This window comes from Actinomadura sp. 7K534 (assembly GCF_004348575.1).
Lineage (GTDB): Bacteria > Actinomycetota > Actinomycetes > Streptosporangiales > Streptosporangiaceae > Spirillospora > Spirillospora livida.
On sequence record NZ_SMKB01000178.1, the window covers coordinates 1 to 14,878 of the forward strand.

General features: G+C 73.6%; 13 protein-coding genes. 5 read left to right on the forward strand and 8 right to left on the reverse strand.

All coding sequences use genetic code 11. The features are described from left to right. On the forward strand, positions 1-653 hold a 653-nt coding region (locus tag E1266_RS39595), incomplete at its 5' end, for a hypothetical protein (protein WP_243718935.1). Between the two features lie 257 nt (positions 654-910). Then, entirely contained in the window at positions 911-2,158 is a 1,248-nt protein-coding gene (locus tag E1266_RS39600; RefSeq protein ID WP_279436350.1) for an FAD-dependent oxidoreductase, read from the forward strand. 11 nt (positions 2,159-2,169) lie between these two features. On the opposite strand, the gene E1266_RS27215 is transcribed toward E1266_RS39600, so the two are convergent. Beyond that, positions 2,170-3,021, reverse strand: coding sequence for a hypothetical protein (locus tag E1266_RS27215; protein ID WP_132051747.1), 852 nt, complete (start codon positions 3,019-3,021; stop codon positions 2,170-2,172). Between the two features lie 136 nt (positions 3,022-3,157). Between E1266_RS27215 and hisN the strand changes: the two genes are divergently transcribed. Further along, on the forward strand, positions 3,158-3,961 hold the full coding sequence (hisN, locus tag E1266_RS27220; RefSeq protein ID WP_132051749.1) for a histidinol-phosphatase: 804 nt from the start codon (positions 3,158-3,160) through the stop codon (positions 3,959-3,961). A gap of 143 nt (positions 3,962-4,104) precedes the next feature. Beyond that, positions 4,105-4,296, forward strand: a complete 192-nt coding sequence (locus E1266_RS27225) for a hypothetical protein (protein ID WP_132051751.1) — start codon at positions 4,105-4,107, stop codon at positions 4,294-4,296. A gap of 64 nt (positions 4,297-4,360) precedes the next feature. On the opposite strand, the gene E1266_RS27230 is transcribed toward E1266_RS27225, so the two are convergent. Then, positions 4,361-5,884 carry a carboxylesterase family protein gene (locus tag E1266_RS27230; protein WP_132051753.1) on the reverse strand — a complete coding sequence of 508 codons (1,524 nt, stop codon included), beginning with the start codon at positions 5,882-5,884 and terminating at the stop codon, positions 4,361-4,363. 54 nt (positions 5,885-5,938) lie between these two features. After that, a complete protein-coding gene (locus tag E1266_RS27235) occupies positions 5,939-6,571 on the reverse strand; it encodes a TetR/AcrR family transcriptional regulator (RefSeq protein ID WP_132051755.1) in 633 nt (210 codons plus the stop codon). A 104-nt stretch (positions 6,572-6,675) separates the two neighbouring features. On the opposite strand from E1266_RS27235, the gene E1266_RS27240 reads away from it, so the two are divergent. Next, positions 6,676-7,557 (forward strand): oxygenase MpaB family protein, encoded by an 882-nt coding sequence (locus E1266_RS27240; protein WP_132051757.1) that lies wholly within the window; start codon positions 6,676-6,678, stop codon positions 7,555-7,557. Positions 7,558-7,561: 4 nt separating this feature from the next. Here E1266_RS27240 and E1266_RS27245 read toward each other — a convergent pair whose 3' ends face one another. The 5 genes from E1266_RS27245 to E1266_RS27265 all read right to left on the reverse strand — a co-directional run. Further along, positions 7,562-8,398: an SDR family oxidoreductase gene (locus E1266_RS27245; protein ID WP_132051759.1), complete on the reverse strand. Its 837-nt coding sequence runs from the start codon at positions 8,396-8,398 to the stop codon at positions 7,562-7,564. Beyond that, a complete protein-coding gene (locus tag E1266_RS27250) occupies positions 8,398-9,753 on the reverse strand; it encodes a cytochrome P450 (RefSeq protein ID WP_132051761.1) in 1,356 nt (451 codons plus the stop codon). Before E1266_RS27250 ends, E1266_RS27245 begins: the two co-directional genes overlap by 1 nt. Before the next feature lie 107 nt (positions 9,754-9,860). Continuing rightward, complete coding sequence (locus E1266_RS27255; RefSeq protein WP_132051763.1) at positions 9,861-12,815, reverse strand: AMP-binding protein; 2,955 nt, start codon at positions 12,813-12,815, stop codon at positions 9,861-9,863. Between the two features lie 56 nt (positions 12,816-12,871). Further along, positions 12,872-14,521, reverse strand: coding sequence for an AMP-binding protein (locus tag E1266_RS27260; protein ID WP_132051765.1), 1,650 nt, complete (start codon positions 14,519-14,521; stop codon positions 12,872-12,874). 131 nt (positions 14,522-14,652) lie between these two features. Beyond that, a partial coding sequence (locus E1266_RS27265; protein WP_132051767.1) for a DUF3054 domain-containing protein occupies positions 14,653-14,878 on the reverse strand: 226 nt, incomplete at its 5' end.

A 14,878-nucleotide genomic window follows, 5' to 3' on the forward strand; every position in this document is an offset into this window, starting at 1 on the left:
CCACCGGGCCCCCCACCGGGCCGCCCGTCCGCGCTCCGCGCCGGCGCCCCCCGTGGCAGCTGATCGTCCCGGCGGGGGTCTTCGCTGCCGCGCTGGCCGCCGCCGTCGTCACGATCGTGGTCTTCGTCTCACAAGGGCCTTCCGGAAACGAGAACCGGGCCGGCGAGACGACCTCCTCCTCCCCCTCCTCGCAGGCCGGCGGCGTGCCCGACGGGTACCGCCCGTACCAGGGGCCGGGGTTCGCCGCGGCCGTCCCCGAGGGCTGGAAGGAGGACGGCTCCGGCGACGACGTGACGTTCACCGACCCGGCCCAGGGCGTCAAGCGGGGGGTGAGCATCCAGCGCGTCGCCTCCACCCCCCAGGGCGATCTGGCGGACGGCCTCGCGGACGCGGCGCGAAAGATGAAGGACGACCCGGACTACCCCGGCTACAAGCAGGAGAGCTTCGAGCGCGACGTCCCGTACCAGGGCGGTCAGGCGGCCGAGCTCCAGTTCACCTTCACGAGGGACGGCATCCCCGGCCGCGTGCGGGTGCGGGTCTTCGAGCTCGGCGGTGCCGTCTACCAGGCCGTCCTGATCGGCGATCAGAAGCACTGGGACGCGGGCGTGCCCTACTACGAGACCATCCTCAAGACGCTGCGGAGCCCGTCCTGACACGCGGGGCCGGGCGCATCGGCCGGCGGGCGGCGCTCAGGGCGACGCTCCTCGGCGGCCTGGCCGCCGCCGGCTGCTCCGGCGGGGAACCGCCCGCGACCGGCGGCCGGCCGTCCCGTCCCCGCCCGACCGGCCCGGCCGACTGGAACGCCCTCGCCCGCGGCCTGGACGGCCGCCTGATCCGCCCGTCCGACGCCGCCTACGACCGCGCCCGGCGGCTGTACATCCCGCGCTACGACGACGTCGAACCGGCGGGCATCGCGTACTGCGAGACCCCGCAGGACGTCGCCGAATGCATCGCGTTCGCGACGTTGCAGGGGATGCCGTGCGCGGTGCGCAGCGGCGGGCACAGCTACGCGGGCTGGTCGACGGGCACCGGACTCGTCGTCGACGTCTCGCCCATGGACGCGGTGCGGCGCGACGGCGGCCGCGCGGTCGTCGGCGCGGGGACGCGGTTGATCGACCTGTACGGCGAGCTCGCCGGTGCGGGCGTGAGCGTCCCTTCGGGCAGCTGCCCCACGGTCGGCGTGGCCGGCCTGACGCTCGGCGGCGGTCTCGGCGTGACGTCCCGCGCGTACGGGCTGTCCTGCGACGCCCTGGAGTCGGTGCGGCTCGTCACGGCGGACGGACGGATCCTGAGCTGCGGCCGGGAGGAGAACGCCGACCTGTACTGGGCGTGCCGGGGCGGGGGCGGCGGCAACTTCGGCGTCGCGGTCTCGTTCACGTACCGGACGCACGAGGCCGGGGACGTCACGCCGTTCTCCCTGCGCTGGCCCTGGGCGCGGGCCGCCGCGGTGGTCCGCGGCTGGCAGCGCTGGGCCCCGGCCGCACCCGACGAGGTCTGGACGAGCCTGCACCTCGACACCGGGCCCGGCACGGGGACGCCGACCGTCGAGGTCATCGGGGTCGCGCTCGCGGACGCCGGTGCCCACATCAACAAGCTGACGGCCGCGATCGGCACCGACCCGGACTCCTCGGACGCCCAGGCCCGCCCGTTCCTGGACGCGATGAAGTTCCTGGGCGGCTGCGCGGGCCAGACCGTCGAGCAGTGCCACGCGCAGGGCAGCCTCCCCGGCGAGCGGCCGGGCGGGAACTTCCCCCGGACCGACTACGCCGGAAAGTCCCACATCGCCTACAAACCCCTGCCTGATGACGCGATCAGCACCCTGCTCGCCCGCTTCGAGCAGGGCAACGACGTCGCGAACCGCTCGGCGCTCATGGACGCCATGGGCGGCGCGATAGCGCGCGTGGGGCCGGGCGACACGGCCTTCCCCCACCGCAAGGGCCTGTTCTGCGTCCAGTACCTGGCGCCCGACACGGGTTGGCTCCGCGCCACGCACGCGTCGATGGAGCCCTACATGCGCGGCACCGCCTACGTGAACTACGTCGACCCCGACCTCAAGGACTGGGCCGGCGCCTACTACGGCCCCAACCTCGGCCGCCTGCGCAAGGTCAAGGCCGCGCACGACCCGGGGCGGCTGTTCCGCTTCCCGCAGGCGCTCTGACCCCCGGCCGGCTAGCCCTTCGAGGGCTCCTCGAACAGGCTGCGCGCCCGCGCCTCGGCCTCGTTGAGCGCCTTGACGTGCTCGGGCGCGAGCTCCTCGACGCACCGGGTCATCTCCTCGGTGACCCTGCTGAACGCGCTCTCCTCCGCGCCCCGCAGCGCCGCCCGGACGCTCGCGGACCTGGCGCCGAGCGCCGCCCACTCCAGCTCCAGCCGCGCGACGGCCTCGTCGAACGCGTGCGACGTCTCGGCCGCGGCGTCCTTCAGCTCGTCCGGGACCGGCCCGCGGCCCGCCTTCCGCGCCTGGCTCGACAGGGCCGAGATGCGGCTGGCCAGCATCAGCCCCTCCCGGGCGAGCGGCAGCACGTCGTGGATCAGGTCGGTGACGGCCTTGGCGAGCTGCTCCACCCGCGTCAGCAGCGTCTGCGTCGCCTCCTCCAGCGCCCCGGAGGTGCGCTCGGCGACCCGCTCGGCGACGTCCCGCTGCCGCCTGGACAGCACGGGGACGATGTCGCGGTCCAGCAGGCGCTGCAGCTCGCGCTTCCGCTCGCCGTGGTCGCCGGGCCCCGCGCGGCCGGCCCAGTCCGCCCAGACCCGCTCGATGCGCTGCTCCCCCGACGCGGCGATCTCCGCCGTGATCTCGTCGAGCGCCTCGCCCGCGCGGGCCTTCAGGCGCTCCACCCGCCCGTAGAGCGCCTCCCGCTTGAACGGGTCGTTCAGCTCGTTCAGCTGCGCCTGCAGCCGGCGGGAGACGTCGATGGCGTGCTCGGCCAGCGGGACGAGGCGGTCGGCGAGCTCGTCGAGCGTCCCGGCCCTGCGCGGGTCGGTCAGCTCGGCCACCCACTCGGGAAGGTCGTGCGGCATGGCCCCCATGCTGCCACCCCCGCGCCCCCGGAACGGCCCGGTCCGCGCGGCGCGCCCCGACCGGCCGACCGAAAAGCCCGTAACTGCGCGGGTACGTGTGTCTGCGGAACGGGTGATCAGGGTAGCGTTGCACGCCGTGGCGGGCTATTCCGATGACCTGCGTCTCGCGCATGTGCTGGCGGACGGGGCCGACGACATCACGAGCAGGCGTTTCCGCGCCCTCGATCTCGACATCGAGACCAAGCCGGACCTGACCCCGGTCAGCGACGCGGACCGGAGCGTCGAGGAGCAGATCCGCGGCACGCTGAAGCGGGCCCGCCCGCGGGACGCGGTGCTCGGCGAGGAGTACGGCAGGACCGGGTACGGGAACCGCTGCTGGATCATCGACCCGATCGACGCGACGAAGAACTTCGTGCGGGGCGTGCCCGTCTGGGCGACGCTGATCGCGCTGATGGAGAACGACGAGGTCGTCGTCGGGGTGGTGTCGGCGCCCGCCCTGAACAGGCGCTGGTGGGGCGCCCGCGGCGGCGGCGCCTGGACGGGCCGCAGCCTGACCCGCGCCACCAGGATGAACGTCTCGTCGGTGACGGACCTGTCGGACGCCTCACTGTCCTTCTCCAGCCTCAGCGGCTGGGAGGAGCAGGGGCGCCTCGACCGGTTCCTCCACCTGACCCGCTCGGTGTGGCGGACGCGGGCGTTCGGCGACTTCTGGTCCCACATGATGGTCGCCGAAGGGGCCGTCGACGTGTCGGCCGAGCCCGAGGTGTCGCTGTGGGACCTCGCCGCGCTCCAGGTCATCGTGGAGGAGGCCGGCGGCATGTTCACCGACCTGTCCGGGGTGCCCGGCCCGGACGGCGGCAGCGTCGTGTGCACCAACGGCCGGCTGCACGCCGACGTCCTGCGGACGCTGGGCGGCGGCCAGCTCTCCCTGCGCATCTGAGCCCGGCCCGGCTGTGAGGATCGAACCCGCTGCCTGCGGGGACACTTCACTGTGGCCATCCGGGGGACTCGCGACATATCGTGGAACAGCGGTCGCCCGGCGGCCGTTGTACAGATCGGGCGGCCCGTAAACGGAGGTACCAGATGTCGACCCAGACAAAGTTCGTGATCGGCGGAGTCGTCGTCGGCTTCCTGACCCTGTTCATCTTCCCGTGGTGGCTGACCGCGCTGATCATCCTCGGCGTCCTCGGGGCGCCGCTCGTCGGATACATGATGCTCGACCCGTCGCAGCGCAAGCGCGTGCGCGCCCAGGGCCGCAAGCGCCTCGGCAGCTGACCCGCCAGGCGAACGCCCCCCGGGCCCGCAAGTCGACGAGACCCGCGGACCCGGCGGGAGGGCGTTAGCCCCAGAGGCGGCGGTCCTCGGCGTGCGGGTCCTCGACCACCTCGTCCGCGGGGTCGTCGAAGACCTGCACCGCGCGGACGGACGGGTCGAACCGCCGCCAGCCCGGGTCGCCGTGCGCGGCGAAGTCCGTCCAGGCGCGGTGCATGCGGTCGGCGAGGGCCTGCGGCGGCTTCGGCCCGGCCAGGCCCTCGGTGCCCTCGCCCAGGGTGTCGAACACGAAGCCCAGCTCCAGCGCGTGGCAGGCGCCCAGGTCGTGCTCGGGCGACCGCCACGCGAACTCGTACATCCACGTCCCGCCGGTGCCGCCGGACGCGGCGTGCCCCGCGGCGGCCCGGTGGGCGGGGACGCGGAACAGGTGGTCGGTGATGATCGTCGCCATCAGCTCGCCGGGCGTCTGGTCCGGGTGGTGGGCGCGGTAGGAGGCGGGCAGTTCCGGCGGGACGCCCATTCCGGTGGTGACGGCGCCGACGAGCTCGTCGGTGAGGTCGCGCGCCAGGCCGGTCGGCATCAGGAAGAAGCGGAACTCCTCGGACGTGTAGCCGATGAGCAGGTCGACGTCCCGCCCGGCGCCGTCGGCGATGGCGTCCTCGGGGCGGCGGGTCAGCAGCTCGCCGTCCAGGATCGGGGTCAGCGACATGCCGCCCGCGGCGGTGGTGCGGCCCCAGCGGCCGGGGTCGGGCAGCGCCGCGACCTCGGCGGCGACGGCCGCCTGCACGGGCAGGATCGCGGCCGGATCGAGCGCGGCGAACGCCTCGGCGGTCGGCTCGACGCCGAGCCGCGCGGCCATCTCCCTGGTGACGAGCAGCGCGTCCGACGGGTCCTGGGCGATGGTGCCCGCGCCGCTCTGCGCGACCGCGCGGCGGAAGAGCCCGAGGTCGAGCGACAGCAGCGTGGCGACGCTCATCGCGCCGGCCGACTCGCCGAACACCGTGACGCGGTCCGGGTCGCCGCCGAAGCCGGCGATGTTGTCGCGGACCCACTCCAGCGCGGCGATCTGGTCGAGCAGCCCGCGGTTGAGCGGCGCGCCGGGGAGGTTCGCGAAGCCCTCGACGCCGAGCCGGTAGTTGATCGTCACGCAGACGGCGCCGTCGCGGGCGAAGTTCCGGCCGCTGTAGAGCGGCACGGCGCCGGAGCCGTTGCGGAAGGCGCCGCCGTGGATCCACACCATGACCGGAAGGCCCGGGCCCCCCGGGTCAGGGGTCTGGTCATTCAGTGGGGACGACCCCCCTGTGCCCCCCGCGAAGAAGGGCGTCCAGACGTTGAGGTTGAGGCAGTCCTCCCCCGGGATCGCGGGGTCGGGGAGGAGCTTGTCGAACGGCGGGGGGTAGCCGGGCTTGGGCGCGGTCGGCCCGTACTCGGCGGCGTCGCGGACGCCGCCCCACGGCTCCGGCGGCCGGGGCGCCCGGAAGCGGTCCGCTCCGAACGGCGGCGCGGCGTAGGGGATGCCCAGGAAGGCGGTGACGCCGTCCCGTGTGGTGCCGCGGACCTTCCCGTAGGACGTCTGAGCGATCGCCTCCATGCCCCGCCTCCATTTCTAGAACAAAGTTCGAACCAGGGTACGGGAACCGGGCGGTCAGCCCCCGCCCGGACGCAGCATCCGGGTGAGGTAGTCGCGGGCGAAGGCGCGGATGGCGTCCTCGTCCTCCAGCGCGAGGCCCCCGCCGGGGACCAGCAGCAGCGAGACCGCGAGCCGCAGCAGCACCTCGGCCACGGTGTCGTGGTCCTGCGGGTCGTCCGGGCGGGCGCGGCGGAGCCGGTCGGCGAGGATGTCGCGGGCGGCGAGCATCACCGCGCCGCCGTTCATGCTGAGCTGCGGGATGACCGCCTCGGGCTCGCTCTCCAGGACGCGCGTCATCAGCGGGTGCGTGCGGGCGCTCTGCAGCCCGGTGACGAAGCCCTCGACGACCGCGTCCTCGGGGGACGCGAGGTCCTCGGTGGCCTGGGCTATCGCGGTGAGGAACCGGCGGCACTCCCGCAGGATCACCGCCTGGAGCAGTTGCTCCTTGTTGCTGAACCGCCGGTAGATGGTGGTGCGCGCGACCCCGGCCCGCTTGGCGACGTCCTCGACGCTGACCCTGCGCAGCCCGTAGGTCTCGAACTCGGTGAGCGCGGCGTCCAGGATGCGGGTGTCGAGGTCGTCGGGGTCGGCCTCCGGCGCCGCCAGCCGGGCCCGCAGCCCCTCGACTCCGGTCGCGTGCAAGGTCATAGCGGCACCCTAACCGGCTCGGGCACCCGCGTCGTGCGAGCGGATGCGACACAGTTACAATATTCGTCGTTCTGTACTTCTCACTGCGACTCCCGGCGGTGCACATGACGGACCAGGCAGAGACCCAGACCCCCGCTCCGCTCGGGCCAGGCTCGCTGACCTGGCGCTACTTCGGCGACACCCGGATGGCCCTCGTGGGGCCGCGGGCGGCCGTGCTGCAGAACATGCTCCCCGAGCTCGGCCAGGGCGTCCTCGACCATTCGGTGTTCTTCTCCGAGACGTTCGCGCGGGTGAAGCGGTCCGCCGGCCCGATCCTCAACACCGTGTACGGCGGGGAGCGGTCCGCCGAGACCGGCCGGCAGGTGCGCGACTACCACCGCGACATCAAGGGCACGATGCCGGACGGCTCCCGCTACCACGCCCTCGATCCCGAGACCTACTACTGGGCGCACGCCACGTTCCTCGACAACATGCTGTACGGCGTCGAGACGTTCATCCGGCCGCTCGGCGAGGACGAGAAGCGCCGCATCTACGACGAGTCCAAGGTCTGGTTCCGGATGTACGGCGTCAGCGACCGCGCTATGCCGGAGGACTGGGAGGCGTTCCAGACGTACTGGAAGCGGATGCTGGACGAGGTGATCGTCCCCCACAAGACCGCCCGGTACGGCGTCGGCTACGTCAAGAAGGGGCTGCCCGCGCCGCCGAAGGTCCCCGCCCCGGTGTGGCGCGCGGTGTCGCCGCCGCTGAACGCGGTCGCCCGGTTCATCACGGTCGGCGGGCTGCACCCGCGGATGCGCGAGCTGCTCGACCTGCCGTGGAGCGCCGCCGACGAGCGCCGCCACCGGCGGTTCGCGGCGGTCGTCCGCGCGGGGAACCGGGTGTGGCCGCTGCTGCCCGAGGCCGTCCGCTACGTCCCGCAGGCCCGCCGCGCCTTCCGCGCCGCGCGCCGGGCGCAGGGGGCGCACCGGGCACCGCGGCGGGCCTGACCGGCTAGGAGCCGGAGCGGATGCGGGCGTCGTAGTCCTTGCGCGCATCCGGGTCGTACTCCAGGAAGATCGAGTCGAGGCCGAGGCGCCGCGCCACGGCCTGCCTGACCCTGTCGGGGAACAGCGCGCCCATCCGGATCTGCCGGCCGAGCCGCTCGGGGACGACGGTCTGCGGCCGGGGCCTGCCGATCATCGCCACGACCGCGGCGGCGATCTCCTCGGGCTCGCAGTTGCGCTGCCCCTTCGGGCTGCGCGTGCCGGCGACCAGCTCGGTGTTGGTGAACGTCGGCAGGACGGCGCCGACGCGCACGCCCCGGCCCTCGACCTCCAGCCTGGTCGCCTCGGTGAACGCCACGATCGCGGCCTTGCTGGCGTTGTAGAGGGCCAGGCCGGGGGTGAACATGATCCCGGCCACCGACGCGATGTTGACGACGTGCCCGGTCCCGCGCGGCAGCATCCGGCCGAGGGCGAGCTTGGTGCCGAGCATCACGCCGTGCACGTTGACGTCGATGCAGCGGCGGGCGTCGGCGTCGCTCTCGTCCGTGACGGGCCCGATCGGCATGATCCCGGCGTTGTTGACCAGGACGTCGAGCCGCCCGGCGGACTCCTCGGCCCCGTCGAGGAACGCGGTGAAGGACTCGCGGGAGGTCACGTCCACGGTGAGGCCCGTGACGCCGAGCGCCTCGGCGGCCTCCTTCACGGCGGTCTCGTCGATGTCGCCGATGACGACGGTCGCGCCCGCCGCCTTCAGGGCCCGCGCTGTGGCGAGCCCGATCCCCCGCGCGGCCCCGGTGATCGCGACGACCTTGCCCGCCACGGCGCCTCCAACGGCTTTGGCCATCAGCTCTGCTCCAGACGTTCGAGGCGGACGGGCAGGCCGTCCTTCGGCGACGGCAGCGACGTGGTGTCCAGGGGCCACTGGTAGTCCGCGGGCACGCTCCAGCGGTACCGCTGCAGCACCTGGTGCAGGATCGTCTTGACCTGCATCCCGGCGAAGTACATGCCGATGCACTTGTGCGCGCCCCCGCCGAACGGCGACCACGCGTACTTGTGGACCTTGTCCTCGCGGCGCTCGGCGGAGAACCGCCCGGGGTCGAACCGGTCCGGGTCGGGCCACCAGTCGGCCATGTGGTGGTTGCTGAGCATCGGCACGACCACGAGCGAGCCCGCCGGGATGTGGAAGCCGAGGATCGAGGTGTCCTTGACGACCTTGCGCGGCAGCGCCGGGACGGGCGCGACCATCCGCAGCGACTCCTTCATCACCATGTCGATGCCGGTGAAGTGGTCGAGGTCGTCGTAACCGGGCTGCGCCTTGCCGAGGGCCAGCGACTCCTCGCGCAGCCGCTCCTGCCAGTCGGGGTGCTTGGCCAGGTAGTACGCCATCGAGGTCATCGTGATGGTGGTCGTGTCGTGCGCCGCCATCAGCGCGAAGATCATGTGGTTGACGACGTCCTCGTCGGTGAACCGCTCGCCGTCGTCGGTCTCGGCCTGGCAGAGGGCCGCGAACAGGTCGTCGCCCCCGTCGCGGCGCTTGGCGGGCAGGTGCCGGTAGAAGAACTCCTCCAGCACCTTGCGGGCCTTGAGCCCGCGGTGCCAGCGCAGGCCGGGGACGGGGAACCGGACGTAGGCCGTGCCCGCCCGGACGGCGTCGATGAACGCGCCGTTGACCCGGTCGCGCTCGGCGTCGTCCAGTTCGACGCCCATGAAGACGTCGACGGCCAGGTCGAGCGTGAGCTGCTTGACGTGGTCGTAGACCTTGAACCCGTCGCCGGGCTGCCACGCCTCGACGCCCTTGACGATGCCGGGCGCCATCGCCTCCATGTAGGACTGGAGCCGCGGACGGGTGAACGCCTCCTGCATGATCCGGCGGTGGTGCAGGTGCTCCTCGAAGTCGAGGAGCATGATGCCGCGGTTGAAGAACGGCCCGATGAAGTAGCTCCACGCCGGCCCGTTCGCGAACGCCTTGTCCCGGTTGACGAGGACGACCTGGGCGGCCTCGGGGCCCTGGACGGTGACGGTCCGCTGCCCGAGCAGCCACCCCCAGGCGACGGGTCCGTACTGGTCGTAGCGCTTGCGGGCCATCCCGATGGGGTCGCGCATCACCGCGAGGGTGCTGCCGATGTACGGGATGCCGGGCACGCCGGGGACCGGCTTCAGATCGCTGCCCTGCGGCGGCGGCGCGAGGACGCTCGTCATGACCCCTCCGGAACGCGTGCAACAAAAGACCGAAATCTGTTGCTTTGTTGTAACGCAGGGGACACCGGTAAGTCCAGGCTTGCGGCCGGTGAATTGTGACTCCCCGGTCAGCGCGCCTGGCGGCCCGCGGGGGCGGCGAGGAGCCGGCGCCGCGCGGCGTCCGTCAGCGGCCGGTACGCCCCGGCCCTGGTGCGGTGGTAGGTGCGGCCGTCGCCGGCGGGCGGGACGCCCTCGTCCCGCAGCGACGCGGTCCGCAGCCGCCCGCCCGCGGTGAGGGGGACCTCGTCCACGACCCGGACGATCGCCGGCCGCAGCTCCGGCTCCACCCGGAGCATGGCCTCCGACAGGTCCAGGGGCCTCAGCTCGCCCACGTCGCGGAGGCTCACCGCCGCGGCGACGATCTCCGTCTCCCCCACCGGGAGCCCGTAGACGGCCACGGTGTCGATGTAGGGCAGGTCGCCGAGCGCGTCGCGGATCGGGCCCGGCGGGACGATCCGCTCGGCCGTGCGGATCAGCTCCGTCTCCCGCCCGGCCATCCAGAAGTCGCCGTCGGCGTCCCGGCGGAACAGGTCGCCGGTGATCGTCCAGGCGTCGTCGGGGTGGAAGACGCCGCGCACGCACCGGGTCTCGGCCCCGCCCGCGGGGGGCCGCGACCGGGCGAGCAGCATGCCGATCTCACCGGGCTCGCACTCGACGGCGAACCCGTCCGGCCCCTCCTCCAGGCGCCCGCTCTCCAGGTCGTACCGGGCGAGCCGCACCTCGGCGCTGCCCGGCAGCGGGCGGCCCAGCGACCCGGGCTTCTTGCCGCTGAGGTTGACCAGCACCGACTCGCCCTCGGTGGAGGCGTAGAACTCCAGCACCCGGGCGGGCGCGAACCGGTCCTCGACGCGCCGCCAGAGGCCGCGCGGCATGCCGGAGCCGATGAACAGCCGGACGGCGTGGTGCCGTTCGGCCGGGTCCGGCGGCGCCTCGGCCAGGTCGCGCAGCAGCAGCCACGTGTAGGACGCGACGGTCACGCCGTAGCGGCGCGCCTCGTCCCAGAACGTCGCGGGGTCGTATCCCCCGGCGAGCGCGAGCCGGGCCCCGCCCGCGACGGCGCCGCCGAGGCTCATCAGCAGCGCGGAGGGGTGCTGGAGCGGCGTGATGCTGTAGACGGTGTCGGACGACGACAGCGCGGCGGACGACGCCGTCCCGAACGCCGACAGGGCCCAGCGCCGGTTCGTGATCCGGCTGGCCCGCAGGAGATCCCCCTCCCCGGTGAACACGACGAACGCCAGGTCGCCGGCCCGCCCCGGGTTCGGCCGGTACCAGCCGGGAAGCTCGACGCGGTCGGGGTCGATGGCCTCCATGTCGGTCAGCGGGCCGCGTTCCGCCCGTCCGACGCCGCCGAGTACGTAGCCGTCCACGCCCTCCAGCTTCGCGGCCCGCGCCGCGTGCTCGGGGTCGGCGATGACGCGGGTCACCCGGCCGAGCCGCGCCTCCGCGTCCGGGTCGCCGTCGGGGCGCAGCAGCACCGCGACGGCGCCGAGCCGGCTCAGCGCGGCCACCAGTGCCAGCGCGGTCGGCCTGGTGCCCATGAGCACGCCGACCGCGTCGCCGCGCCGCACCCCGATGTGGACCAGCCCGCGGACGACGGCGTCGATGCGCCGCTTGGCGGCGTCGTGCGTGTGGCCGCGCCCGTGGTAGAGGAAGAACACCTCGTCCGGCCTGCGCCGGGCCTGCTCGTCCAGGAGCAGCCCCATGGACATGCGGGTGTCGGGCTGGATGCGCTCCAGCCGGGCCAGCCGCGGCAGGTTCTGCGCCGCCTGCCCGGTGAGCTCCCGGGTGCCGTGCACCGCCCGCGCCGCCGTGCGGAACGCGGAGCGGGCGGCCCCCGCGCCCACGCCCATCGCGAGCTGGAGCCCGTAGCCGGCGGGCCCGCCGGGCAGTTCGGCGGTGGCCGCCTCCTCGTCCCCGGTGACGGGCGCGACGATGCCCGGCAGCTCCCCGTCGCCCGCGCGCCATTTCGCCCACGCGGCCACCGCGGGCCACGTCCGCGCGATGGCGAGGCTGCCGACGACGAGCCCGAAGTGCCCGGCGGGCAGCGACGCCTCGTACACCTGCGCGCGCGGCGCGGCACGCCTGATCCCGCGGACCATGGGCGGCCCGGCGATCTCGTCGACCTCCCCGACGAAGGTGAGCACCGGGCAGGTGATGTCGGCCAGCGTGACGGGCCGGTCGCCGATGACGAACCCGCCGGTGAGCATCCGGTTGTGCTGGATGAACTGGCGGATGAACTCCGCGAGCGCCGGGCCGGGCCACGACACCCAGCCCTCCCGCTCCAGGAACCGGCGCTGCCGCTCGCGCGGCGCGAGGCGCTCCCGGTCGTGCAGCTGCAGGATGAAGTCGACCCGCGACCGGACCGACTTCACGGGGCTGAGCACCTGGAACCCGAGGCGCGTCACCCAGCCCGGCACGGCGAACCCGCCGAGCAGCGCGTCGGGGATGCGCTCGACCCCCTCGGCCGCGAGCCGGCTCGGCAGGCCGAACGGGAGCCCGACGCTGGTGTCGGCCGGGCTGCCGAACGTCACCACGGACTCGATGCCCTCGCTGCGCCGGTACGCGGCGGCCTGGTAGACGAACATGCCGCCCTGCGAGTACCCGGCGAGGTGCACGTCCCGCCCGGTGGCCTCGCGGATGCGGTCGACGGCGTCGCTGACGGCGAGAACGTGGTCGCTGACCGTCCGCTCCAGCCCGCCCGGCTCCCGCTCCGGCGCGCCGAAGTCGACCACCCAGGGGTCGACGCCCAGGTCGCGCAGCACCCGGACCGCGCTGACCCGCGAGGAGATGTCGTACACCTCCGCGGTGATCATCAGCGGCGGGACGAGCAGCACCACCGGGCCGCCCGCCGACCCGGGGAAGTAGTGCCGCAGCCGGTACACCCGCTGCTCGGTCACCACCTCGCAGGGGGACGCGTCCTCGTCGGTGTCGAACCCGCCGAACCGGGCGACCTCCAGGGCGTTCTGTGCGGTGGAGCCCAGGCGGGAGCCCAGGCGCAGGAGCGTTCTGGCTACAGCCGGCATCGCGCACCTTTCACGGCGTCAGCGCCATCGTGTCGCGCCGCAACCGGCCTCCGCAATCAGGGGACGATGCGCGCGCCCTCCATCTTCCCCGACTTCAGCCGCTCCCACATGTAGCGGCGGCGCGGCTTGCCGCTGGAGGTCCGCTGGATCAGCCCGGTGCCGATGACGATCGTCAGCTCGACGTCGTCGCCGAGCCGGCGGCGCAGCATCTCGCGGACGGCGGCCGTCCACGACTCGTCCTGCGTCTCGGCGAACAGGGCGAGGCCCTTGCGGCCGGCGTCCGGCACCGCGACGGTCGCGATGCGGCCCTTGCCGAGCCGGCTCACCTCGGCGATCTTCGCTTCGAGGTCCTCGACGTAGACGGACCGCCCGCGCACCTTGATGCTGTCGCCCATCCGCCCGAGGACGAAGAGCTGCCCCTCGTGGAAGAAGCCGGCGTCCCCGGTGAAGACCCGCCCGTCGATGAACCGCGTCGACTTGGCCTCCGCGCCCGCGTAGTACCCCGGGCAGGCCGACGCGCCGCCGACGACGATCTCGCCGAGCAGCCCGTCCCCCAGCTCGGCCCCGTCGTCGTCCACGATCATGACGGGCACGTCGCTCTCCGGCGTGCCGCACCCGACGACCCATCCGGCCTTCGCGCCGAGCGACTCCGGCCCCAGCCGGTGCTGGTCGAGGATCCGGACGGGCTCCCCGAACGACAGCGACTCGGGGTCGGGCCGGACGGCGAGCGGCGGCCGCTGCTCGCTGTCCATGGTGACCAGCAGCGTCGTCTCCGCCATGCCGTAGGCGGGCTTGAACATCGTGCGCGAGAACCCGAACGGCTCGACGAGCTGCGCGAACACCTCCAGGGTGTTCGGGTCGATGGGCTCGGCGCCGATCAGCGCCATCTTCCAGCCCGACAGGTCGAGGCCCTCCAGCTGCTCGGGCTTGATCCGCCGCGCGCAGTACGAGTACGCGAACGGGGGCGCGGCCGTGTGCGCGGCCTCGGCGAAGAGGCGGATCCACCGCGCGGGGTCGCGGATGAAGTGGTCGGGCCGCATCAGCCGCAGCATCCCCTGCCGCGCGATGGGCGTGATGAAGGTGCCGATGAGCCCCATGTCGTGGTAGAGCGGCAGCCACGTGGCGACCACGTCGCCGTCCTCGTAGCCGGACTCCCGGACGATCAGGTCGGAGTTGGCCTCCAGGTTCGCCCAGGTGACCATCACGCCGCGCGGCGCGCCGCTGGACCCGGACGTGAACTGCAGCAGGGCCAGCTCGCCCGCCGGCTGCACGTCCGCCTCGTCCACGGCCTGCCGCGGCTGCCACGGCTCGCCGCTCATGCCGGCCTCGGCCATGGCCCGCCCCGCGTACTCGGTGAGGTCCTTGGACGCGACGACCAGCGCGGGCGACGCCTGCCGCAGGATCGCCGCGACGTGCGCGACGTAGTCGTCCCCGTCCTGGAACAGCGGCGGGGTGATGAGGCACACGGTCGCCCCCGCCGCCCACACCGCGTAGTAGGACTCGATGCACGTGAAGTCGGTGGGCAGGACCAGGCAGACGACGTCCCCGGGCCGCACGCCCTCCTCGATGAGCGCGGCGGCGGTGCGTCGCGCGCCGGAGGCCAGCTCGCCGTAGTCGCGGAACTCCCAGCCGCCGTCGTCGGCCGCCAGGTGAACGCCACGTCCGCCGTTCGGCTTCTCCAGCCAGTCGCGCAGCGCAGATGCCATCGTCTCCCTTTCGCGTCGCCCACCGCCACCAACGTGACTCGCGGGTAACTTCATCAGGACGGCGCGTCGCAGTCAACCGAGTCGATCAGCAAAGAGACCGGGCGGTCATTTGGAGACGTTCCACAAGGCGCTCAGCCCTGCCGGGACAGGCCCTTCCGCGTACCCGCCACACGCACGCCGGCACGCCACCCGAGCAACGTGAGCGCCAGGAAACCCGTGGCCACGATGACGAACGGGAGAGCGGTCCCGTCCCCCGACAGGGCCCGCAGCCCCATGCCGCCCACCAGCGTCGTCACCCACACGACGACCCCCGACGGCACCAGTACCTCAGGCCGCCGCCAGACCCGCCCGAGCACC

Coding starts and splice junctions, on each gene's coding strand:
- E1266_RS27215 (WP_132051747.1), bottom strand. CDS start 3,021: ATGCCGCACGACCTTCCCGAGTGGGTGGCCGAGCTGACCGACCCGCGC.
- E1266_RS27225 (WP_132051751.1), top strand. CDS start 4,105: ATGTCGACCCAGACAAAGTTCGTGATCGGCGGAGTCGTCGTCGGCTTC.
- E1266_RS27230 (WP_132051753.1), bottom strand. CDS start 5,884: ATGGAGGCGATCGCTCAGACGTCCTACGGGAAGGTCCGCGGCACCACA.
- E1266_RS27235 (WP_132051755.1), bottom strand. CDS start 6,571: ATGACCTTGCACGCGACCGGAGTCGAGGGGCTGCGGGCCCGGCTGGCG.
- E1266_RS27240 (WP_132051757.1), top strand. CDS start 6,676: ATGACGGACCAGGCAGAGACCCAGACCCCCGCTCCGCTCGGGCCAGGC.
- E1266_RS27245 (WP_132051759.1), bottom strand. CDS start 8,398: ATGGCCAAAGCCGTTGGAGGCGCCGTGGCGGGCAAGGTCGTCGCGATC.
- E1266_RS27250 (WP_132051761.1), bottom strand. CDS start 9,753: ATGACGAGCGTCCTCGCGCCGCCGCCGCAGGGCAGCGATCTGAAGCCG.
- E1266_RS27255 (WP_132051763.1), bottom strand. CDS start 12,815: ATGCCGGCTGTAGCCAGAACGCTCCTGCGCCTGGGCTCCCGCCTGGGC.
- E1266_RS27260 (WP_132051765.1), bottom strand. CDS start 14,521: ATGGCATCTGCGCTGCGCGACTGGCTGGAGAAGCCGAACGGCGGACGT.